This is a genomic window from Microvirga antarctica (assembly GCF_017921815.1).
In the GTDB taxonomy this organism is placed as follows: Bacteria; Pseudomonadota; Alphaproteobacteria; order Rhizobiales; family Beijerinckiaceae; genus Microvirga; species Microvirga antarctica.
On record NZ_JAGEMM010000001.1, the window covers coordinates 762,039 to 782,754 of the forward strand.

General features: G+C 60.7%; 16 protein-coding genes. 10 read left to right on the forward strand and 6 right to left on the reverse strand.

Annotated elements, in window-relative coordinates; genetic code table 11:
• Nucleotides 1-357: 357 nt before the first annotated feature.
• The 3 genes from J4G32_RS03805 to J4G32_RS03815 all read left to right on the forward strand — a co-directional run bounded on the left by J4G32_RS03805 (nucleotide 358) and on the right by J4G32_RS03815 (nucleotide 2,513).
• Nucleotides 358-567 carry a hypothetical protein gene (locus tag J4G32_RS03805; RefSeq protein ID WP_210484618.1) on the forward strand — a complete coding sequence of 70 codons (210 nt, stop codon included), beginning with the start codon at nucleotides 358-360 and terminating at the stop codon, nucleotides 565-567.
• Nucleotides 568-722: 155 nt separating this feature from the next.
• Nucleotides 723-1,937: an NADP-dependent isocitrate dehydrogenase gene (locus J4G32_RS03810; RefSeq protein WP_210484619.1), complete on the forward strand. Its 1,215-nt coding sequence runs from the start codon at nucleotides 723-725 to the stop codon at nucleotides 1,935-1,937.
• Between the two features lie 150 nt (nucleotides 1,938-2,087).
• A complete protein-coding gene (locus tag J4G32_RS03815) occupies nucleotides 2,088-2,513 on the forward strand; it encodes a GNAT family N-acetyltransferase (protein WP_210484621.1) in 426 nt (141 codons plus the stop codon).
• A 2-nt stretch (nucleotides 2,514-2,515) separates the two neighbouring features.
• Here J4G32_RS03815 and J4G32_RS03820 read toward each other — a convergent pair whose 3' ends face one another.
• Entirely contained in the window at nucleotides 2,516-2,794 is a 279-nt protein-coding gene (locus J4G32_RS03820; protein WP_210484623.1) for a hypothetical protein, read from the reverse strand.
• A 221-nt stretch (nucleotides 2,795-3,015) separates the two neighbouring features.
• On the opposite strand from J4G32_RS03820, the gene J4G32_RS03825 reads away from it, so the two are divergent.
• Nucleotides 3,016-3,483, forward strand: a complete 468-nt coding sequence (locus J4G32_RS03825; protein ID WP_210484625.1) for a GFA family protein — start codon at nucleotides 3,016-3,018, stop codon at nucleotides 3,481-3,483.
• A 20-nt stretch (nucleotides 3,484-3,503) separates the two neighbouring features.
• Here the strand turns inward: J4G32_RS03825 and J4G32_RS03830 are convergent, their stop codons facing one another.
• The gene (locus tag J4G32_RS03830; protein WP_343232582.1) at nucleotides 3,504-4,646 is read right to left on the reverse strand and encodes a cyclic nucleotide-gated ion channel; all 1,143 of its coding nucleotides are present in this window, start codon (nucleotides 4,644-4,646) and stop codon (nucleotides 3,504-3,506) included.
• Between the two features lie 35 nt (nucleotides 4,647-4,681).
• Nucleotides 4,682-7,333 carry an alanine--tRNA ligase gene (alaS, locus tag J4G32_RS03835; protein WP_210484629.1) on the reverse strand — a complete coding sequence of 884 codons (2,652 nt, stop codon included), beginning with the start codon at nucleotides 7,331-7,333 and terminating at the stop codon, nucleotides 4,682-4,684.
• Nucleotides 7,334-7,574: 241 nt separating this feature from the next.
• Here alaS and J4G32_RS03840 point away from each other — a divergent pair, with 241 nt between their 5' ends.
• Nucleotides 7,575-8,615 (forward strand): zinc-dependent alcohol dehydrogenase family protein, encoded by a 1,041-nt coding sequence (locus J4G32_RS03840; protein ID WP_210484630.1) that lies wholly within the window; start codon nucleotides 7,575-7,577, stop codon nucleotides 8,613-8,615.
• Between the two features lie 488 nt (nucleotides 8,616-9,103).
• On the opposite strand, the gene recA is transcribed toward J4G32_RS03840, so the two are convergent.
• The gene (gene recA, locus J4G32_RS03845) at nucleotides 9,104-10,195 is read right to left on the reverse strand and encodes a recombinase RecA (RefSeq protein WP_210484632.1); all 1,092 of its coding nucleotides are present in this window, start codon (nucleotides 10,193-10,195) and stop codon (nucleotides 9,104-9,106) included.
• A 564-nt stretch (nucleotides 10,196-10,759) separates the two neighbouring features.
• Here recA and J4G32_RS03850 point away from each other — a divergent pair.
• From J4G32_RS03850 to J4G32_RS03870, 5 genes are read left to right on the forward strand one after another with little or no spacing between them, the layout of a single operon-like run.
• The gene (locus tag J4G32_RS03850) at nucleotides 10,760-10,933 is read left to right on the forward strand and encodes a type II toxin-antitoxin system Phd/YefM family antitoxin (protein ID WP_210484633.1); all 174 of its coding nucleotides are present in this window, start codon (nucleotides 10,760-10,762) and stop codon (nucleotides 10,931-10,933) included.
• A 53-nt stretch (nucleotides 10,934-10,986) separates the two neighbouring features.
• Nucleotides 10,987-14,028, forward strand: a complete 3,042-nt coding sequence (locus J4G32_RS03855) for a type I restriction endonuclease subunit R (protein ID WP_246504752.1) — start codon at nucleotides 10,987-10,989, stop codon at nucleotides 14,026-14,028.
• The gene (locus J4G32_RS03860; protein ID WP_210484634.1) at nucleotides 14,018-15,346 is read left to right on the forward strand and encodes a restriction endonuclease subunit S; all 1,329 of its coding nucleotides are present in this window, start codon (nucleotides 14,018-14,020) and stop codon (nucleotides 15,344-15,346) included. The genes J4G32_RS03855 and J4G32_RS03860 overlap by 11 nt, the downstream gene beginning before the upstream one ends.
• Nucleotides 15,343-16,551, forward strand: a complete 1,209-nt coding sequence (locus J4G32_RS03865; protein WP_210484636.1) for an ATP-binding protein — start codon at nucleotides 15,343-15,345, stop codon at nucleotides 16,549-16,551. The genes J4G32_RS03860 and J4G32_RS03865 overlap by 4 nt, the downstream gene beginning before the upstream one ends.
• A 14-nt stretch (nucleotides 16,552-16,565) precedes the next feature.
• Complete coding sequence (locus tag J4G32_RS03870; RefSeq protein WP_210484638.1) at nucleotides 16,566-18,188, forward strand: type I restriction-modification system subunit M; 1,623 nt, start codon at nucleotides 16,566-16,568, stop codon at nucleotides 18,186-18,188.
• A gap of 300 nt (nucleotides 18,189-18,488) precedes the next feature.
• Here J4G32_RS03870 and cas1 read toward each other — a convergent pair whose 3' ends face one another.
• Both cas1 and J4G32_RS03880 read right to left on the reverse strand, forming a co-directional pair.
• Nucleotides 18,489-19,625 (reverse strand): CRISPR-associated endonuclease Cas1, encoded by a 1,137-nt coding sequence (cas1, locus tag J4G32_RS03875; RefSeq protein ID WP_210484640.1) that lies wholly within the window; start codon nucleotides 19,623-19,625, stop codon nucleotides 18,489-18,491.
• A 24-nt stretch (nucleotides 19,626-19,649) separates the two neighbouring features.
• Entirely contained in the window at nucleotides 19,650-20,657 is a 1,008-nt protein-coding gene (locus J4G32_RS03880; protein ID WP_210484642.1) for a hypothetical protein, read from the reverse strand.
• Between the last annotated feature and the right edge of the window lie 59 nt (nucleotides 20,658-20,716).

A 20,716-nucleotide genomic window follows, 5' to 3' on the forward strand; every position in this document is an offset into this window, starting at 1 on the left:
GCCATTGGTGCGGCACTGGGGATTTTCACCGGGCCGGGGCCGTCGACGCCTTCGACGAGGCCTGCCACCTCTGCGACGAGAAATCCGGGCGGGGAGCCTGCGCCTGTGACAGGGCTTTCCTCAGGACCACGGCGCGTCTGATCGCAGACCCGCGCACGGACGAGCACCTGCGCGCGATGGTCGCTACGACCCTGTTCAGCGCAGTCCCCTGCATCGAGAAAACGGCTTCGCATCGGCAAAAGAAGGACCGTTGATCGCCTGATGCCGGGACAGTCGGCAGCCGGAAAACTTCGTCACCCCCCATTGTTTTGTTATGAAATTACGATAGACATCGCGGCGATTCTGGAATCGGATGTGATGTCGTATCGCTGGCGGGAGCGCATATTGCCGAGCCGGTCCCACGGGGACCGGCTTCCCTGGCTGCTGTGCGCGCTGCTCCTCGTCCTCCTCGTGGCCATGATCGTGTGGCTTGCGGCCGACGAGCATTGGCAGTTGAGCGGACGGGTCTCCTCGCCCTGGGGCGCGATCCTGCCCAACCCGGCCTGGTCCACCACCTCGGCCGAATAGGCCTCCGAACGGCTCATAATCCAGTCGCCGTCGGATGGAACGGGCGGCACTTCTTCGCGTCACGGCGCTTCCCCCCGGCCCTGAGCCGCGCTATAGCCCGCCTCACGCAGCCCGCCGTCCGGCGGGTTCCATCCGTTCAAACGCAAGGTGAGATCATGGCGAAGATCAAGGTTGCCAATCCGGTCGTCGAACTCGACGGCGACGAGATGACCCGTATCATTTGGCACTTCATCAAGGACAAGTTGATCCACCCCTACCTCGACATCGATCTGAAGTACTACGATCTCAGCGTCGAAAACCGCGATGCGACGGCCGATCAGGTGACCGTCGATGCCGCCGAGGCGATCAAGAAATACGGCGTCGGCGTCAAATGCGCCACGATCACCCCGGACGAAGACCGGGTGAAGGAATTCAACCTCAAGCAGATGTGGAAGTCTCCCAACGGGACGATCCGCAACATCCTCGGCGGCGTGATCTTCCGCGAGCCGATCATCTGCAAGAACGTGCCCCGGCTCGTGCCCGGCTGGACGCAGCCCATCATCGTCGGCCGCCATGCCTTCGGCGACCAGTACAAGGCAACCGACTTCAAGGTCCCCGGCAAGGGCCGCCTGACCATGACCTTCACGGGCGATGACGGCACCGTCATCGAGAAGGAAGTGTTCCAGTTCCCCGAGGCCGGCGTGGCGATGGGCATGTACAACCTCGATGAGTCGATCCGCGACTTCGCCCGGGCGTCCCTGAACTACGGCCTGAACCGCAAGTATCCGGTGTACCTGTCGACCAAGAACACCATCCTCAAGGTCTATGACGGACGGTTCAAGGACATCTTCCAGGAGATCTACGACGCCGAGTTCAAGGACAAGTTCAAGGCCGCCGGAATCACCTACGAGCACCGTCTCATCGACGACATGGTGGCGTCCGCGCTGAAATGGTCCGGCGGCTATGTCTGGGCCTGCAAGAACTACGATGGCGACGTGCAATCCGACACCGTCGCCCAGGGCTTCGGCTCGCTTGGCCTGATGACATCGGTTCTGATGACGCCGGATGGCAAGACGGTGGAAGCGGAAGCAGCCCACGGCACCGTCACCCGTCACTATCGGGAGCACCAGAAGGGCAAGGAAACCTCCACCAACTCCATCGCGTCGATCTACGCGTGGACCCGTGGCCTCGCCCATCGCGCCAAGCTCGACAACAACCCGGATCTCGCCCGGTTCGCCACGACCCTGGAAAAGGTCTGCGTCGACACGGTCGAGGCCGGCTACATGACCAAGGACCTCGCCCTTCTCGTCGGCGCCGAGCAGAAGTGGCTCTCCACCACCGGCTTCCTCGACAAGATCGACGAAAACCTCAAGAAGGCGATGGCGGCCTGACGAGCGTCACGCCAGTCGGCCTCCGCATGCTGACTTGCCAATTGAAAGCATGCGATGATGATAAACACCCCGGCCCTCGTGCCGGGGTTATTTATGGCATCGCCGACGTGTCGCTCATTCCGCGACGGCTCGGGGCATGGAGCTGTCGCAATGGAGCCGATCCTGATCGAAACCGATTCCCCACCTGCGGGGGCGTATCAGGCGCTTCTTTCTGCCTTGAGAAGCTATACGGCTGGTCGGGTTGGGCCACCCGACAACCATGACTTCGCGATTCTGATCGGAGACCCGGATTGCGGCGACCCCGTTGGCGGATTATGGGCACAGTCCCGGTGGGGCGGCTTTCACATCGACATGCTTGTGGTGCCGGAGTCCATGCGCCGCCAGGGCATAGGATCGGGTCTGCTGCAGCGCGCCGAAGCGGAAGCGAGGCGGCGTTCATGCCTCCACCTCTGGCTGGAGACCTATGCCTTTCAGGCGCGTCCATTCTATGAGCGGCACGGCTTTTCGGTCTTCGGGCAGATCGACGGTCCCGCGCCAATCTATCCGAGATACTTCATGACCAAGCCGTTGGACTGACGCTACCAGCAAATGCGCTGCCGATAGGGGCCACGCGGTCCTGTGCGCCAGCGGTAATCGCAATGCTGCCAGTTGCGCGGCCCGTAATAGAGCGAGCGGCGGGAGGGGCCGGTCCAGTGGCAGTTCTGGCGCCGGTCGCAAACCCAGCGGGTCGGCTGGACCAGACCCTGATCGATGAGCCCGGCGACGGGCCCAATGGGCAGCGCAGCAGTGGGTGTCGCACCTGCGCCCGCAAGCACCAGAGTCCCGGCGAATGCAGCAAAGGCGAGCAAGGGTTTCATGGCGCGTCTCCTGTCCGCAGCAAATCGCCCCCGCTGTCACAAGGCGCATTTGGCCATGCCGGTTCCGCAGCGGCAGGTGGCGATTCGGAGCAATCGCGCTGTGGAGCGCGCTCCAGATCGGGGGTTCCCCGCCCGGGCGATTGTCTTATGCTCGCACCGCGCGGCCGCCTCCCCTGCCCACGGGCACGAGGGCACGGCCGACACGACCGCGGGAGACGAGCATGGCAGACCGGAGCGTCGAGGAAACGATCAAGGGCGGCTGCCAGTGCGGCGCCGTTCGCTACGCGTTGATATCCGAGCCGACGGATGCCAGCATCTGCCATTGCCGCATGTGCCAGAAGGCGTTCGGCAATTACTTCGCGCCGCTGACGGGCGTGCCCAGGGCGGACCTGGTCTGGACGCGCGGCACGCCGGGGACATTCCGAAGTTCCGAGGCGGTCGAACGCGGGTTCTGCAAGGATTGCGGGACGCCGCTGACCTTTCGGTACGTCTCGCGGGACCGCATCTGCGTGTCCATCGGAAGCCCCGACGAGCCTGCGCGGGTGACGCCCGAAATTCGCTGGGGCGTGGAGGGCGAATTGCCGGCCTTTGCCATTCTCCACACCCTGCCGGGCGTCCGAACCGAGGACGATGCAACGCCGGAACAGCTTGTCACGATGGCGTCCCGCCAGCATCCGGATCACGACTGATCGAGCGGGTTATCGTCCGGTCAGACAGCGCGCTCCTCGCCCCGTTTGCGCATGACATCGTGGATGTGGGCGGACATGGCCGGGTTCGCCTCCATCAACTGGTGGAGGTCATCCGCATCGAGGACCAGCAGCCGGCAGGCGGTGGCGGCCTTGACCGTGACGCTTCGCCGGCGGCGATGCAGAATCGACGCTTCGCCGAAAAAGTCGCCGGTTCCCAGTCGCAGCGGTTCGTGGGGAAGCATGACGTCCACGTCGCCCGACGCAATCAGGTACATGGAGTGAGCCTCGTCACCCTTGCGGACGATAAGTTCGCCCGGTGAGCAGCTTTGCGATCGCAGGCGCTGCATGACCGAGGCGACCTCCGTCGCGTCGAGATCGGAAAACAGCGGCACGCGGGCCACCATGCTCCAGGTGACGACGAAATCGCGGCGGTGAATCTCGCGCGCGAAGGCGCTGGCGATGATGCCGACCGGCAGGGCGAGCATCACGAGACCCATGACGGCGGTAATGCCCGCGATCGCACGGCCCAGCCCGGTGATCGGCACGACGTCGCCGTATCCCACCGTCGTCAGCGTGACGATGGCCCAGTACATCGCTTCGGGAATCGTGCCGAACTTGTCCGGCTGCGCGTCGCGCTCCACGAGATTCATGGCCGAGGCGGCAATGAGAACGGCGCCGAGCAGGATGACCCCGCAGGCAATCAGCGCCCGCCGTTCTGCGTGGATGGCGTCCATCAGGCTCGTGAGGCCCGGCGAATAGCGGGCGAGCTTGAAGAACCGGAACAGGCGCAGCAGCAGAAAAGCCCGCAGGCCGCCGGCGTCCCAATAGGCCGCATAGAACGGCACGATGGCGAGAAAATCGATCAGCGATTGCGGGCTGATAAGCCACCGCAGACGCGCCCTCAACGGCGACATCGCATGCCAGGGCGGGTATTCGGGCGCACACCAGAGCCGCAGCGCGTATTCAACGGTGAAGACGACGCCGCTGACGGTCTCAATCGCGATGAAAAGGGTTCGATAATCGTGACGGATCGCCGGCACGCTTTCGAGGACGACCGCCGTCACATTGATGACGATGAGCAGGATCAGCCCGATATGCACCGCGTGGACGAGCGGCTCGTCCACGGCGCTGCGCTCGAGAATGCCATAGAGCCGACGTCGCACCAGGCTCGGTTTGGCCCGGTGCAAAACCGCCGGTCCTAGAGAGCTGCCAGGGCGGCTTCGACGGCGTCAAGGGCTGCCTCTGCGGCAGCTCCGTCGGGCCCGCCGGCCTGCGCCATGTCGCGCCGTCCGCCGCCGCCCTTGCCGCCCATGACGGCCGAACCGGCCCGCACGAGGGCCACAGCGTCGACCTTGTCGGTGAGATCGTCGGTGACGCCGACGACGATGCCGGCCTTGCCATCCTCCGCCACGCCGATGATGGCGACGACCCCGGAGCCGAGGCGCTTCTTGCCCTCGTCCGCCAACGCCTTGAGATCCTTCATCTCGACGCCGGTGACGGCGCGCGCCATCAGCTTGATGCCGCCGACCTCCCGCACCGGATCGCTCTCGCTCGAGCCGCCGCCCATGGCGAGCTTGCGGCGCGCCTCCTGGAGGTCCCGTTCAAGCTTGCGGCGATCTTCGAGCAGGCTCGCGAGACGCTCGGTCGCCTCGTCGGCGGGGATCTTCAACAACCCGGCAATCTCGCGCAGCTTGCGGCTTTCCGCCTGCAGGTGACGCCGCGCTCCGTCACCGGTCATCGCCTCGAGACGGCGAACGCCCGCCGCCACCGCGGCCTCGCCGACAATCGTCACGACGCCGATATCGCCGGTGCGGCTCACATGTGTACCGCCGCAGAGCTCGATGGAGAACGGCGTGTTGCGGCCCTCCACGGTTCCCATGGAAACGACGCGAACTTCCTCGCCGTATTTCTCGCCGAACAGGGCGCGCGCACCGGATTCGATGGCCTCGTCGACACCCATGAGCTTGGTCACCACGGGCTCGTTGCGCAACGCCACACGGTTGGCGATGTCCTCGACGCGGGCCAGCTCCTCGTCCGAAATCGGCTTGGGATGGCTGAAATCGAACCGCAGACGGTCGGCCGACACCAGCGAGCCCTTCTGGGCCACATGATCGCCCAGGACCTGCCGCAGCGCCTCATGGAGGAGATGGGTTGCCGAATGGTTGGCGCGCACTGCGGAGCGCCGGCCGTGATCGACGAGCAATTCGAGGGTCTGGCCTGCCTTGAGCGTACCCTCTTCCACCCTCACGTGGTGGACGAACAGATCGCCCAGCTTCTTCTCGGTGGCGGTGACGCGCACGCGCAGATCGTCGAACTGCATGACGCCCGAATCACCCACCTGCCCGCCCGATTCCGCGTAGAACGGCGTCTGGTTCAAGACGACGAGACCCGTCTCGCCGGCCTTCAGCTCGGCGACCTCCTGGCCGTCCCTGAGCAAAGCCGTGACAAAGCCCTCCGCCGCCTCGGTGTCGTAGCCCAGGAACTCGGTCGCGCCGACGCGGTCCTTGATGCCGAACCACACGGTCTCGGTGGCGGCCTCGCCCGATCCCGACCAGGCGGCGCGGGCCTTCTCGCGCTGGCGCTCCATGGCGGCCTTGAAGGTGTCCGTATCGACCCCGATGCCGCGCGCCTTCAAGGCGTCCTGCGTCAGGTCGAGGGGGAATCCGAACGTGTCGTAAAGGGTGAAGGCCGTGTCGCCCGACAGGTTCTGCCCTTGGGTGAGATGGCGGGTTTCCTCGTCGAGGATCAGCAGCCCGCGCTCCAGCGTCTTGCGGAAGCGGGTTTCCTCGAGCTTCAGGGTCTCGGTGATCAGCGGTTCGGCCCGCACGAGTTCGGGATAGGCCTGACCCATCTCGCGCACCAGCGCCGGCACGAGGCGGTACATCAGCGGGTCTTTGGCCCCCAGAAGCTGCGCATGGCGCATGGCCCGGCGCATGATGCGCCGAAGCACGTAGCCGCGCCCCTCGTTCGACGGCAGCACGCCATCGGCGACGAGGAACGAGGAGGCCCGCAGATGGTCGGCGATCACCCGGTGCGAGGCCTTGTGCGCACCCTCCGGCGCAACGCCGGTCGCATGCGCCACCGCTTCGATCAGCGTGCGGAACAGATCGGTGTCGTAATTGGAATGGACCCCCTGCAGGATCGCGGCCATGCGCTCGAGGCCCATGCCGGTATCGATCGACGGCCGGGGCAGATTGACCCGGTTGCCGGGCTCGATCTGCTCGTATTGCATGAACACGAGGTTCCAGAATTCCAGGAACCGGTCGCCATCCTCATCGGGACTCCCGGGAGGCCCGCCCTGGAGCGCATCGCCCTGATCGATGAAGATTTCCGAACAGGGACCGCAGGGGCCGGTATCGCCCATCTGCCAGAAATTGTCGGAGGTCGGGATGCGGATGATCTTGGAATCAGAGAAGCCGGCGATCCGCTTCCAGAGGGACACAGCCTCTTCGTCGTCGTGGTAGACCGTGACGAGGAGGCGGTCCTTCGTGACGCCGAACTCCTTGGTGATCAGCGTCCAGGCAAGCTCGATCGCCCGTTCCTTGAAGTAATCGCCGAACGAGAAATTCCCCATCATCTCGAAGAAGGTGTGATGCCGCGCCGTGTAGCCGACATTGTCGAGATCGTTGTGCTTGCCGCCGGCGCGCACGCATTTCTGCGCCGTCGTGGCCTTGTCGTAGGGGCGCTTCTCGGCGCCGGTGAACACGTTCTTGAACTGCACCATGCCCGCATTGGTGAACATCAGCGTCGGGTCATTGCGCGGCACAAGGGGGCTCGACGGCACCATTTCGTGGCCGTTCTTGGCAAAGTAATCGAGGAAGGCCGACCGGATTTCGTTGACGCCGCTCATGACAGTAAACTCGAGACTGGGACCCGAAGCGCGAGTCCGTTCACGCAGATTGCAGGATGGTGCAGGAGGGCCGGTTTTAGACGGCGGCGCAAGCCGTGTCGAGGCGGCCTGTCAGGCTTTCGTGCGCGCCTCGCGGACGCGCGCTCTGTCCTCAGGGACGTGCGAACCGGCTTTCCGGTTCAGGTCCGGCCGGGAACGGTGTAAAGCGAGCTTTGATCAGGATCGGACCGGGAGCCGCACCATGAGAGCCGTCGTCTTCGAGCATTTCCAGCAGCCCCCTGCTGTCCGGATCGTGCCCGATCCCGCCCCCGCCCCGGACGGGGTGGTGATCAAGGTCGAGGCGACCGGCCTGTGCCGCAGCGACTGGCATGGCTGGATGGGCCATGACGCCGACATCGTGCTGCCGCACGTGCCCGGTCACGAACTGGCCGGCACCGTTGCGGCCCTGGGGTCGCGGGTCTCGCGCTGGCGCCTCGGCGACCGGGTGACGGTGCCCTTCGTCGGCGGCTGCGGCCATTGCGGCGAGTGCCATTCGGGCAACCATCAGGTCTGCGAAAACCAGTTTCAGCCGGGCTTCACCGCCTGGGGCTCATTTGCCGACTATGTGGCGGTCGACTTTGCCGACACCAATCTCGTGGCCCTGCCAGAGGACCTGGATTTCGCCACCGCGGCGAGCCTCGGCTGCCGCTTCGTCACGTCGTTTCGCGCCGTGGTCGATCAGGGCCGGGTGACGCCGGGCGAATGGGTGGCGGTCCACGGCTGCGGCGGCGTCGGCCTCTCGGCCGTGATGATCGCCAGCGCCATGGGCGCCAACGTGATCGCCATCGACCTCACCGAAGAAAAACTCGCCTTCGCGCGCGATCTCGGCGCGGTGGCGACCGTCAACGCGTCCGCGGCGGCCGATGTGGTGGGCGCCGTGCGGGAGATCACCAAAGGCGGCGCGCATATGTCGATGGACGCTCTCGGACACCCGACCACCTGCTTCAATTCGATCGCCAATCTGCGCCGCCGGGGGCGGCATGTGCAGGTCGGCCTGATGGTGGGCGGCCACAACCGCCCGCAGGTCCCCATGGACCAGATCATCGCCCACGAGCTCGAGATCCGCGGCAGCCACGGCATGCAGGCTTTCCGCTACAGCGCCATGATGGACATGATCGAGACCGGAAAATTGAAGCCACAGCGCCTGGTGGGAAGCCGCCTCACCCTCGACGAGGCCCCGGCCGCGCTGATGGCCATGGATACCTTCGACAAGCATGGGATCAGCGTCATCACGCAATTCTAAGGGCGCGACGAGGGGAGCGGTGCGGAAGCCGTTCGCGAGTCGGCTGGTTCGGGGGCCGGATTGCCCCCGCTTTTACGCGCGACAGCGGCCAAACGCATGCTCTGGCTGTCGCCGCCCTGCCCTGCTGCTGCGGCAGCGGCGCGATGGGGAGACCGGCCCGGCTATTCCCCCGCAAAGGCACGCTACGTCATTCAGACCTCGCCCACCTCCAACAGACCTCGCCCACCTCCAACCTCGGATGCGGACAACTGGGCTTCGTCGCGTGGGCTAGCGCGAAGAGTCCCGCCCTTGCCCGCTCGTTCAAACCGCCGCCGTGTTTGTCGTTGCCGAAGAAGCCGTGCGGCGGGTCATCTGCATTTTACTGGAGCCGCATCCCCGGCGCTTTCCCCGGACCGGAGGACCCATGCAGCCCGTGCGCCAAACTGCAAAAAAGCCGCCGCGATTGCTCGCGACGGCCTCTGGTTTGCCCTTGAAGGAGAGCAAAATTCTTATGCGGCGCCCTCGTCGAGATCCTCCTCGGTGGGGGTGGCCTGATCAAGGATGCGGTCGGCGAGCAGCCCGGCATTCTGCCGGATGAGGCCCTCGATCTTGTCGGCGACCTCCGGGTTGTCGCGCAGGAACTGCTTAGAGTTCTCGCGGCCCTGGCCGAGACGCTGGCTGTCATACGAGAACCAGGCGCCGGATTTCTCGACGATGCCGGCCTTGACGCCAAGATCGATCAGCTCGCCCACCTTGGACACGCCCTCGCCGAACATGATGTCGAACTCGACCTGCTTGAAGGGCGGCGCCACCTTGTTCTTGACCACCTTCACGCGCACCGAGTTGCCGATCGGATCGTCGCGATCCTTCAGGGTCGAGACGCGCCGGATGTCGAGACGCACGGAGGCATAGAATTTCAGCGCATTGCCGCCGGTCGTCGTCTCGGGCGAGCCGTACATCACGCCGATCTTCATGCGGATCTGGTTGATGAAGATCACCATGGTGTTCGACCGCGAGATCGAGCCGGTGAGCTTGCGCAGGGCCTGGCTCATGAGGCGGGCCTGAAGGCCGGGCTGGACATCGCCCATCTCGCCGTCGAGTTCCGCCTTCGGGGTCAGGGCCGCCACCGAATCGATCACCAGCACGTCGATGGCGCCGGAGCGCACCAGCGTGTCGCAGATCTCAAGTGCCTGCTCGCCGGTATCGGGCTGCGAGATCAGGAGATCGTCGAGCGCGACGCCGAGCTTGCGGGCATAAGCGGTGTCGAGCGCATGTTCCGCATCGACGAAGGCGCAGACGCCGCCCTTCTTCTGCGCTTCGGCCACCGTGTGCAGGGCCAGCGTCGTCTTGCCAGAGGATTCCGGACCGTAAATCTCGATCACCCGGCCACGGGGCAGCCCGCCGACGCCCAGCGCGATGTCGAGACCGAGCGACCCGGTGGAGACGACCTCGATGTCGTCGATCTTCTGATTCTTGCCCAACCGCATGATCGAGCCCTTGCCGAAGGACCGCTCGATCTGAGAAAGCGCCGCATCCAGAGCTTTCGACTTGTCTTTATCCATTGATGAGTTTTCCACCAGTCTCAGAGATGACTGCGACATGACCTGAGCATCCTTATGGCACGGAGGGCTGTTGAGTCTCAACGCGGGTTTGTGAGATAAATGTACCTGCTTTGTTCTCAAGAGCAAGTTCTTTTTTTGTTCTCGTTGGGATATAGCGATCGTTCGGCTGAGCCGCATTTTAGGCACCAGCTGAGCCGGAACTATCCTCCGCGCCAAGGTCTCGACTGCGGACCTGACCTTTTTCGGCGAGTGCCGTCGTCATCGGCTTCTCTCCGCGGAGAACCCTCCCAAGGGAGGGACTCGGAGCTGCTTCGCCAAGGGCGTTCCGGCTAACGAAGAGTGTGCGGAGCTGCGTGACCGCCAGCGCTTTAGTATGAACGTCGGTCGTCAGACGCCGATCGTCGCCTACGACCGCGCATTCCAGGTGCGACTCGCCGACACAATCCAGCGCCTGCGCCTGGAGCGGCACTGGAACGGGCGATGCTGCATTGCGCCCGCCTACGCGATTAGGCTGGGGGGGGCATGCGGCAACCGTCTAAAACCGTCTTGAGAAACGGGCCAAAATGGCCATAAGTAGGCTTTGATTTGAACGGGGGCCAAGCCATGCAAAGCATGTCGGCGAAGGAGGCCAAGTACGGCTTCGGACGTTTGATCGACCTGGCTCGCGTCGAACCGGTGTTGGTCGCGAAGCATGGTCGTCCAGTCGTCGTGGTGATGTCAGTTGAGGAATACGAGAGATTGAAAACAGCGAAGTTGGCGGCGAAGCCAGGAAATTGATGAAGAGCAAGACGACCCAGCCCGCTGGCGATAAAGAAAACTGAGCTGCATAAATGGCAATGATCACACCCGAACGCGATCTTGAGGAGGCCTTGGTCTCAAAGCTGAAGGACCTCAAGTACGAATACCGCCCCGATATCCGAGATCGCGCCACACTGGAGCGAAACTTCCGTGAGAAGTTTGAAAGCCTGAATCGGGTTACTCTCACCGAAGGCGAATTTCAGAGGCTACTCGACGAGATCGTCACTCCAGACGTTTTCACTGCTGCCCGAACACTTCGCGAGCGCAATAGCTTCACCCGTGATGACGGCACGCCGCTCAACTACACACTCGTCAACATCAAGGACTGGTGCAAGAATTCCTTCGAGGTGGTCAACCAGCTTCGTATCAACACGGACAACAGCCATCATCGGTACGATGTCATTCTGCTGATCAACGGCGTACCGGTCGTTCAGATCGAACTAAAAACCCTCGGCATCAGCCCGCGTCGTGCCATGGAGCAGATCGTCGAATACAAAAACGACCTTGGAAACGGCTACACAAAGACGATCTTGTGCTTTCTGCAGCTCTTTATCGTCAGCAACCGCGATCGAACATTCTATTTCGCGAACAACAATGCACGCCAATTCACCTTCAATGCCGAAGAGCGCTTTTTGCCGGTCTACGAGTTTGCCGATGTAGACAACAAGAAGATCGTCCACCTCGATAGCTTTGCCGAGACTTTCCTCGTCAAGTGCACTCTCGGCCAGACGATCAGCCGTTATATGGTTCTGGTCGCAAGCGAGCAGAAGCTCCTGATGATGCGGCCGTATCAGATCTACGCGGTGAAGGCGATTGTCGACTCCATCGCGCAAGACTGCGGCAATGGCTACATCTGGCACACCACCGGCAGCGGCAAGACGCTGACTTCCTTCAAGGCGTCAACGCTGCTGAAGGACAATCCGGACATCGAGAAGTGCCTCTTCGTCGTGGACCGAAAGGACCTCGATCGGCAGACGCGCGAGGAGTTCAACAAGTTCCAGGAAGGTTGCGTTGAGGAAAACACCAACACCGCATCCCTCGTGCGCCGTCTTGTTTCAGATGACTACGCCGACAAGGTCATCGTCTGCACGATTCAGAAGCTCGGCCTCGCGCTTGACGAGAACAGCAAGCGCAACAAGCAGCAGAAGAAGGACGGCAAGAAGTCATTCAAGGAACAGCTTGAGCCCCTTCGCGACAAACGAATCGCTTTGATCTTCGACGAATGCCATCGGTCACAGTTCGGCGAAAACCATAAGGCCATCAAGGAGTTCTTCCCGCGGGCGCAGCTCTTCGGCTTCACCGGAACGCCCATCTTCGATCAGAACGCCGCGCAGCAGAAAATCGAGGACACCCAGGCCAGTATGAAGACGACGGAAGACCTCTTCCAGAAGCGGCTTCATACCTACACGATCACGCATGCCATCGAGGACGGAAACGTCCTTCGGTTCCATGTCGACTACTTCAAGCCGCAGGGCAAGACCCTGCCCAAGCCGGGCGAACCGCTGGCCAAGCGGGCGGTCATCGAGGCGATCCTATCCAAGCACGATGCGGCCACCGGTCAGCGCCGGTTCAACGCTTTGCTCGCCACATCGTCGATCAATGACGCCATCGAATACCACCGCCTGTTCGCCGAGATGCATGCGGAGAAGCAAGTCGCTGACCCGGATTTCAAGCCTCTGAACATCGCCTGCGTCTTCTCGCCGCCCGCCGAGGGCGATCCTGATGTGAGGCAGATCCAGGAAGACCTGCCGCAGGAGAAGGAGGACAACGCTGTCGAGCCGGAGAAGAAGAAGGAGGCCCTAAAGGCCATCCTCGCCGACTACAACGCCCACTACGGCACCAACCACAAGATCGGAGAGTTCGACCTGTATTATCAGGACGTGCAGAAGCGCATCAAAGACCAGCAATGGCCGGATGCCGACTTGCGCAAGGCTTACCCCAACCAGCCAAACCACAAGATCGACATCACGATCGTGGTGGACATGCTGCTCACCGGCTTTGACTCGAAGTTCCTGAACACCCTCTACGTCGACAAGAACCTGAAGCATCACGGCCTGATCCAGGCCTTCTCGCGCACGAACCGGGTGCTGAACGCCACCAAGCCCTATGGCAATATCCTCGACTTTCGCCAACAGCAGGCGGCCGTCGATACCGCCATCGCCCTATTCTCGGGCGAGGCTGCTGCCGAAAAGGCCCGCGAAATCTGGCTGGTGGATAAGGCCCCTGTGGTCATCCAGAAACTGGAAACTGCGGTGCAGAAGCTAGACGCTTTCATGAAGTCGCAAGGCCTCGATTGCGCCCCGGAAGGGGTGCCCAACCTCAAGGGCGACGCGGCGCGCGCGGCCTTCATCGAGCACTTCAAGGAGGTCCAACGCCTCAAGACCCAGCTTGACCAGTACACAGATTTGACCCCGGAAAACGCCGCAGTGATCGAACGGGTTCTGCCGCGCGACAATCTGCTTGGGTTCCGCGGTGCCTATCTGGAAACGGCCCAGCGCCTTCGTGCCCAGCAGAGCAAGGGCCAGGATCAGGGCGACGGAAAGCCCAGCCAGGATGCCGACCAGCTTGATTTCGAGTTCGTCCTCTTCGCCTCGGCCGTCATTGACTATGACTACATCATGGGCCTGATCGCCCGCTTTTCCGAGGCGACGCCCGGCAAACAGAAGATGAGCCGCGAGGAGCTAATCGGCCTGATCCAGTCCGACGCCAAGTTCATGGACGAGCGTGAGGACATCGCCGCCTACATCGCCACGCTGAAGGCGGGCGAGGGTCTGAGCGAGAAGGCCATCCGCGAGGGCTATAGCCGCTTCAAGGCCGAGAAGAACGCGGCTGAGCTGGCGGGCATTGCGGGCAAGCACGGCCTTGCCGCCGAGACGCTTCATGGGTTCGTCGATGGCATCCTGCAACGGATGATCTTTGATGGCGAGGCGCTGACCGATCTGATGGAGCCCCTCGGCCTGAATTGGAAGGCGCGCCGGGTGAAGGAATTGGACCTGATGGCCGACCTAATGCCGCTTCTGTTGAAGCGCGCCGGTGGCCGCGAGATTTCGGGGCTCAGCGCTTATGAACAGTAAGACGACGTCCACTGCCACCAAGCTTGGCGGAAGCTCCACATTCACGCCCAAGAGGCGCTTCCCGGAGTTTCAACACGCGCCGGCATGGGAGCCAGTGAGCCTTCGAAAGGCGTCTGTTCCGGTTGACCAGCGCGTGGGCGAGCGGAAGTTGACCCCAGTCAGCATTTCCGCAGGAATAGGATTCGTCCCACAAGCCGAGAAGTTCGGCAGGGATATCTCGGGAAACCAGTATCAGCTTTACACGCTGGTTCGGGATGGCGACTTTGTTTTCAACAAGGGGAACTCGCTCAAATTCCCTCAGGGCTGCATATACCTGCTAGAGGGATGGGGGCGGGTCGCTGCCCCAAATGTCTTCATCGCCTTCCGCCTGAAGGAAGGCTATTCGAACGGGTTCTTTCAGAACTGCTTTGAACAGAATCAGCACGGAAAGCAACTCAAGAGGCATATCACCAGCGGCGCACGTAGCAACGGTTTGCTGAACATCAGCAAAGACACGTTCTTTGGCGTCGAAATTCCCACGCCAAGCCTGTTCGAGCAGGAAAAAATCGCCGACTGCCTGGCCTCTGCGGACGCGCTGATTGAGGCGCAGGCGCGGAAGGTGGAGGCGCTGAGGGCCCACAAGAGGGGCCTGATGCAGCAGCTATTCCCCCAGGAAGGCGAAACCCAACCCCGCCTCCGCTTCCCGCAGTTCGAGACTGCGGGGGATTGGGAGGAGATCCCGCTTTCTGCACTGGTGAGCGCGCTGAATGCTGGTGTAAGCGTCGATTCGGGTGACCGACCCGCGATGAGTCATGAAATTGGTGTGTTAAAGACGAGTGCCGTTAAGAATGGAATTTTCAAACCGCTTGAGAACAAGGTTGTATTTGATGATGAAGAAGTCAACCGCGTAAGAGAGCCAGTGCGCGCAGATACAATCATCATTAGTCGCATGAATACACCTGCTCTCGTTGGGGCTAACGCATACGTAAAGGACGACTGTCCGAATATCTTTCTTCCTGATCGCCTCTGGGCTGCTAAGCCAAGATCCGGGACGTATATGCGGTTTGTTGCGCTAATGCTGGGCTCAGATATGGGACGAGCATCCCTATCGAATCTGGCAGGAGGTAGTTCTGGCTCCATGAAGAACATCTCCAAACCAAGGGTCCTCGAACTCTTGGTCATGGCTCCTTCACTTCCCGAACAGCAACGCATTGCCGACTGCCTCACCTCCCTCGACGACCTCATCGCCGCCGAGACCCAAAAGCTCAACACACTGCGAACCCATAAGAAGGGGCTGATGCAGCAGCTTTTCCCAACGGTGGAGGGGGATGACGTATGAGCGCCATCCGTACCTATCAGAGCTTGGGCAAGCTTGTGACACGGCTACGGGACGATCTGAACGACGCTGATCTCGTGCTGCTTTACGCCTACAACCGCACCGGCAAGACGCGTCTGTCGATGGAGTTCAAAGACGCAGGCAAGCGCAAGACGAGGAAGAACCCGACCGGGACGCCTGACACCCTTTATTTCAACGCCTTCACAGAAGATCTTTTTGTCTGGGAAAACGACCTTGAAGGTGACAGCGTCCGCCGTCTACAGCTGAACGAGAAGTCCTCCTTCTTCAACGCTATGACCGAACTCGCGTTGGACGAAACGATTGCCCAATATCTTTCCAGATACGCCGATTTCGATTTCGACTTCACCTACAAAGAGGTTCCGCAGGGCAAAGAGACCGTCTCCAAACCAGATTTCGTGAGCTTCGAAAAAGACGGTGTGCCCAACATCAAGGTGTCGCGCGGCGAGCAGAACATATTTATCTGGTGCGTGTTCATGGCGATCTGCGAGCGGATGCTCGATGGTCATGACTCTTATCAGGGAAAGAAGTACCTCTACATCGACGACCCCATCTCATCGCTGGATGACAACAACGCGATCTCCGTCGCCTGCGATTTGGTCAAGCTCCTCCGTCGGGCGGCCACGCGGAATGACGGGACCGGAGCGCCCGCCCCGATCAAGGTGATCTTCTCTTCCCATCACGCTTTGTTCTTCAACGTGATGTGCAACGAAGTCGGCAGGCGGATCGAGGGCGAGGGGAAAGTCACCCACAAGCGCTATTTCCTGCACCGCCCCAATGGAGAGGGTGCCTACACGCTACAGGCGACCGAGGATACGCCGTTCTTTCACCACGTCGCCACCTTAGCCGAATTGCAGCGTGCCGCCGATCCCATCAAGGGAAAGCTCTACACATTCCACTTCAATGCCCTGCGCAGCGTCATGGAGAAGACGGCCTCTTTCTTCGGGCATCCAAGCATGGCCTTCTGCCTCAAGGCGCTCGACAACGAGGAAGACCGGGCGCTGTTCAACCGTGCCCTGAACCTGCTGAGCCACGGTGCCTATGCCATCAATGAACCCACTGAAATGGGCGAGGACAACAAGGCACTTTTCCGCCGCATCCTGAGCGAGTTCATCAAACGGTTTGAGTTTGCCCTACCGGGAATTATTCCTGCCCACGCCAAAGCCCTGGCGCCTGCGCCCGCCCCTTAGGAAGCACCTGCACAATGAACGACCAAAACAAAAAGCAACTGGGCAAAACGCTCTGGAACATCGCCGATACACTTCGCGGCGCCATGAACGCGGACGATTTCCGCGACTACATGCTGTCTTTCCTGTTCCTGCGCTACCTCTCCGACAATTATGAGATGGCCGCGAAGAAGGAGCTCGGGCGCGACTACCCAGATCCCAACGCAATCGGCAACGGTGGGCGCTCGCCCCTCTCTGTTTGGTACGCGCAGAACCCCGATGACGTGGTGGCTTTTGAAAAGCAGATGCGCCTCAAGGCGCACTACGTCATCAAGCCGGAACACCTGTGGACCAGTATCGCCCATATGGCGCGCACCCAGAACGACGAACTATTGAACACCCTGCAGGCGGGCTTCAAATACATCGAGAACGAGTCGTTCCAGAGCACGTTCGGTGGCCTGTTCTCGGAAATCAATCTCGGCTCTGAAAAGCTCGGCCGGACATACGCTGATCGCAACGCCAAACTCTGCGCCATCATCACCGAGATTGCCAAAGGGCTCGCCGACTTCTCCGCGGATGTGGATGCGCTTGGCGACGCCTACGAATATCTGATCGGCCAATTCGCCGCCGGTTCGGGCAAGAAGGCGGGCGAGTTCTATACCCCGCAGCAGGTGTCAGACATCCTTTCCGCTATCGTGACGCTCGACAGCCAGGAGCCCGCAACCGGTAAGAAAGAACGGCTCGCCAGCGTGCTCGATTTCGCGTGCGGCTCTGGCTCGCTACTGCTGAATGTGCGCAAGCGTATGGGGCCGCACGGCATCGGCAGAATCTACGGGCAAGAAAAGAACATTACCACCTACAACCTCGCGCGCATGAACATGCTGCTGCACGGCGTAAAAGACACGGAGTTCGAAATCTACCACGGCGACACGCTGACCAACGACTGGGACATCCTGCGCGAGTTGAATCCCGCCAAGAAGCCCTCCTTCGATGCCGTCGTGGCCAACCCGCCCTTCAGCTTGCGCTGGGAACCGACTGAGGCGATGGGCGATGATGTTCGGTTCAAGAACTATGGCCTGGCACCCAAGTCGGCTGCGGACTTTGCCTTCCTGCTGCACGGTTTGCACTATCTAAAGGATGAGGGCGTGATGGCCATCATCCTCCCCCACGGGGTGCTGTTCAGAGGCGGGGCGGAAGAGCGCATCCGCACTAAGCTGCTGAAGGATGGCCACATCGACACGGTCATCGGCCTGCCTGCGAACCTCTTCTATTCGACGGGCATCCCGGTCTGCATCCTTGTTCTGAAGAAGTGCAAGAAGCCCGACGATGTGCTCTTCATCAACGCGGCGGAGCACTTTGCGAAGGGCAAGCGCCAGAACCAGCTGACCGATGATCACATCGCCAAAATCATCGAAACCTACCAATTCCGAAAGGAAGAGGAGCGCTACTCCAAGCGCGTGAGCATGGAGCGAATTGCTGAGGAGGGCTTCAACCTCAACATCTCTCGATACATCAGCACCGCCGTCGGCGAGGAAGAGATTGATCTGTCGGCCACCCAGGGCGAACTGGTTGAGCTTCAAAAGCAGATCCAGGAGGCAACTTCGAAGCACAACGCCTTCTTGGAGGAACTCGGGCTTTCTCTGTTGCCGGGGGCCGAATGAGCTCCGCCATACCCACGATTGTGCCACCCCGAGAGCTAGGGAAGCCAGAATGTTGCGCTTTGCTGACAATGCCGCCTGCGGTTCGCGTGCATTACTTCGCCTGATTTGAACCATCGTGGTTATGATCGGCCTGAAAAACGGACACGGCGGACACAAGCAAAAGCCTCGCTGGCGAGAGCCAAGCGGGGCTCTACACAAACTCTCGAATTAGCTTGTGCATTTTGGTTGCTGGAACAGGATTTGAACCTGCGGCCTTCAGGTTATGAGCCTGGGTTGCGGAGCGACGCGAAGTATGAATGTTCAACGCTGGCTGACGACCGTGCTGACAAGTGCTCTGGCCAGTTGCGGCGTAAGCCGCACTACGCCGTCCGCGCGGAGCACAAAATCAGCCGGGCTAAAAACATGCGATTTCACGAAATCAAGCACCTTCCGATCAACCTTCGGCCGCTCCGGCTCCATCAGATCGAAAATGAATTTCGACGAGCCATCGGTGCCTTCATGCATAATTCCGATCGTCGGATCATAGCCCTCAGTAATTGCCTTGAGCCGCACCTCTGTTTCGAGAACCGAATAGGCGTAATTCAACATCGCGTTGACGGGGTGGCCCGCATTTCGATTTCCAGCGAGGTGATAGGGCGATGAACGTTGGCCCAAGACGGCCCAATTGTCGGGAATTGGCCTGCGACTAGTGCCACGCCATTTTATTGGAATTCCTTGCCAGCTCCGGAAATAGGATGCGGCGCAGTTTGCCTCCAGCACACGCAAGTCAGTGATTGATTGCGGTGGATTTTCCTCCAGCCGCGTCAGGGCTGCATAGGCGGATTTCATTGCAAGTTCCCATTTATCCGATTTTCGCACCACCTTTTCGAGGGTGATGATGCTCGCCTCGATTTTCCCGGTAATGATCCCACACGAAAACTGCATCCGGCGTTCGAAAATTTCACGGGTTTCGAGTTGCCAGCGAACACGGTGCGAATTGGCGGAATAACCGGATGCTCCGGAAATGCAGACGACCTCGCCCTTCCAATTAATTTGAGCGAATGCGACTTTTTGTTCGGACAGCCAAGCCAGAACATCAAAAGAAATGCTTCCGTTCCCGTCCAATACGATAATTTGCTCCGGGAGCGATAAATCGCCCTTAAAATAGCGATACGTCTGGCGGGTCTGGGGATAATGCGTAAAACCATTTCGGATTGTCAGGGCTCCACCTTCAATCCGGAGCGAGATACCATGTCCGGCGAGTGTGAGCGCCCGGGGCGCTTTTGCCCGCTTCGTTCGTCGTAAGGACGTTTTTTCCAACCGGTCTTGCCACATGCCCGAGCGAAGCGCCCAAACCTCGTCGTCCGGTTCGATTTCTTCGATGCTTGAATTCGCTATTTCCGCAAACCGTAGATAGGTGGATTTGGCAGGAGCATCTTGCCGAGACCGAGCCGTCATATTCAGCCCTTTGCAGTGAATTTTCTAAAGTCCATTTCTAGCTTTTTCTACGGCTGATATCCATCGTTTCACGCTGATGGGGTCGCGCAATGCCGCGCGAATTTCCTTTTTGCTGAATACAATTTTGAAGCGGTGGTCATCCCGTCCCAGCCGTTGAATTTCGCGAACATCGCAAAGCATTTTGCGACTTTCCATCGCCATTGCCGCAATTTCTTCTGATGACAATATTGCGCCGGGGACGATGCGAAGACGGAGCATGACAAGTACGATCCCATCACCAAACCCATCTGGGGCCTTTCTCGCGATCCATGCGGACAATCGGATCCCACCAGCTTTATCCCCAAATACCCATTGAAACACCTCAAAGAGTGCCAAGACGAGCTCGAGTACATTTGCCGCGTCACTGCGGGCTTGAGCTATTTCTGTGGCCGGGGCGTCCGCGGCCGAGGCCAATGTCCCCAATGCAAGCGCACTTGATAAATTTTGTAGAACGGACGGGAGCTCCTCAAGCCATTGGGGGCTATTCCCCATGATATTCAGTCGTTCAGACTCTCCAAGGTCGAATGCCTTGATTATAGCTGTTTCGTCACCCGACCGCGTATCGCCTGTAACTGGAGTTTCAAAGCTTTCGAACGTTCTAGTTGCCGTTTCGATTAGAACACGGAAAAGCATCGGCAATTCGGAGCTGTCCAGTCGCCGCACAATTCGTGAAAATACAAAGTTGTCTAATGGAAAATGCGCGGCCTTGTCTGCCAGGGTTTCCGCGTCCTCATCGCGGTCCGACCTCGCGACCATCCATGGTAAAATTTTGAGGGTACGGTCCGCCCATTCCCCAAGTCGCTTGAGCCGGGGACGCCAATGCCGCTCCGCGACCGCAAATCCCTGTCGCCATAAATGTAATCCGACATAGTCGACCCGGTTCTTTCTGAGGAACAGGGACTGCGCCGCCTTAATCTGCGCGCAAGTGCCAGATGGGTAAAGGACCACGCTTCCCCGGTAGGCTTCTGCCACCTGCTTGACGGGTGGCAGCAATCCCTCTCTTCGCCATCGATTAACCTGATCTGGGGTGACACCCGTCTCTTGGAGACAGG

Bases quoted from the DNA above. Each gene is read 5' to 3' on its own strand.
- J4G32_RS03870 (WP_210484638.1), top strand. From the start codon at position 16,566: ATGAACGACCAAAACAAAAAGCAACTGGGCAAAACGCTCTGGAACATC.
- recA (WP_210484632.1), bottom strand. From the start codon at position 10,195: ATGTCGCAGTCATCTCTGAGACTGGTGGAAAACTCATCAATGGATAAA.
- J4G32_RS03820 (WP_210484623.1), bottom strand. From the start codon at position 2,794: ATGAAACCCTTGCTCGCCTTTGCTGCATTCGCCGGGACTCTGGTGCTT.
- J4G32_RS03865 (WP_210484636.1), top strand. From the start codon at position 15,343: ATGAGCGCCATCCGTACCTATCAGAGCTTGGGCAAGCTTGTGACACGG.
- J4G32_RS03855 (WP_246504752.1), top strand. From the start codon at position 10,987: ATGGCAATGATCACACCCGAACGCGATCTTGAGGAGGCCTTGGTCTCA.
- cas1 (WP_210484640.1), bottom strand. From the start codon at position 19,625: ATGACGGCTCGGTCTCGGCAAGATGCTCCTGCCAAATCCACCTATCTA.
- alaS (WP_210484629.1), bottom strand. From the start codon at position 7,333: ATGAGCGGCGTCAACGAAATCCGGTCGGCCTTCCTCGATTACTTTGCC.
- J4G32_RS03825 (WP_210484625.1), top strand. From the start codon at position 3,016: ATGGCAGACCGGAGCGTCGAGGAAACGATCAAGGGCGGCTGCCAGTGC.
- J4G32_RS03810 (WP_210484619.1), top strand. From the start codon at position 723: ATGGCGAAGATCAAGGTTGCCAATCCGGTCGTCGAACTCGACGGCGAC.
- J4G32_RS03860 (WP_210484634.1), top strand. From the start codon at position 14,018: ATGAACAGTAAGACGACGTCCACTGCCACCAAGCTTGGCGGAAGCTCC.
- J4G32_RS03840 (WP_210484630.1), top strand. From the start codon at position 7,575: ATGAGAGCCGTCGTCTTCGAGCATTTCCAGCAGCCCCCTGCTGTCCGG.
- J4G32_RS03850 (WP_210484633.1), top strand. From the start codon at position 10,760: ATGCAAAGCATGTCGGCGAAGGAGGCCAAGTACGGCTTCGGACGTTTG.
- J4G32_RS03815 (WP_210484621.1), top strand. From the start codon at position 2,088: ATGGAGCCGATCCTGATCGAAACCGATTCCCCACCTGCGGGGGCGTAT.
- J4G32_RS03805 (WP_210484618.1), top strand. From the start codon at position 358: ATGTCGTATCGCTGGCGGGAGCGCATATTGCCGAGCCGGTCCCACGGG.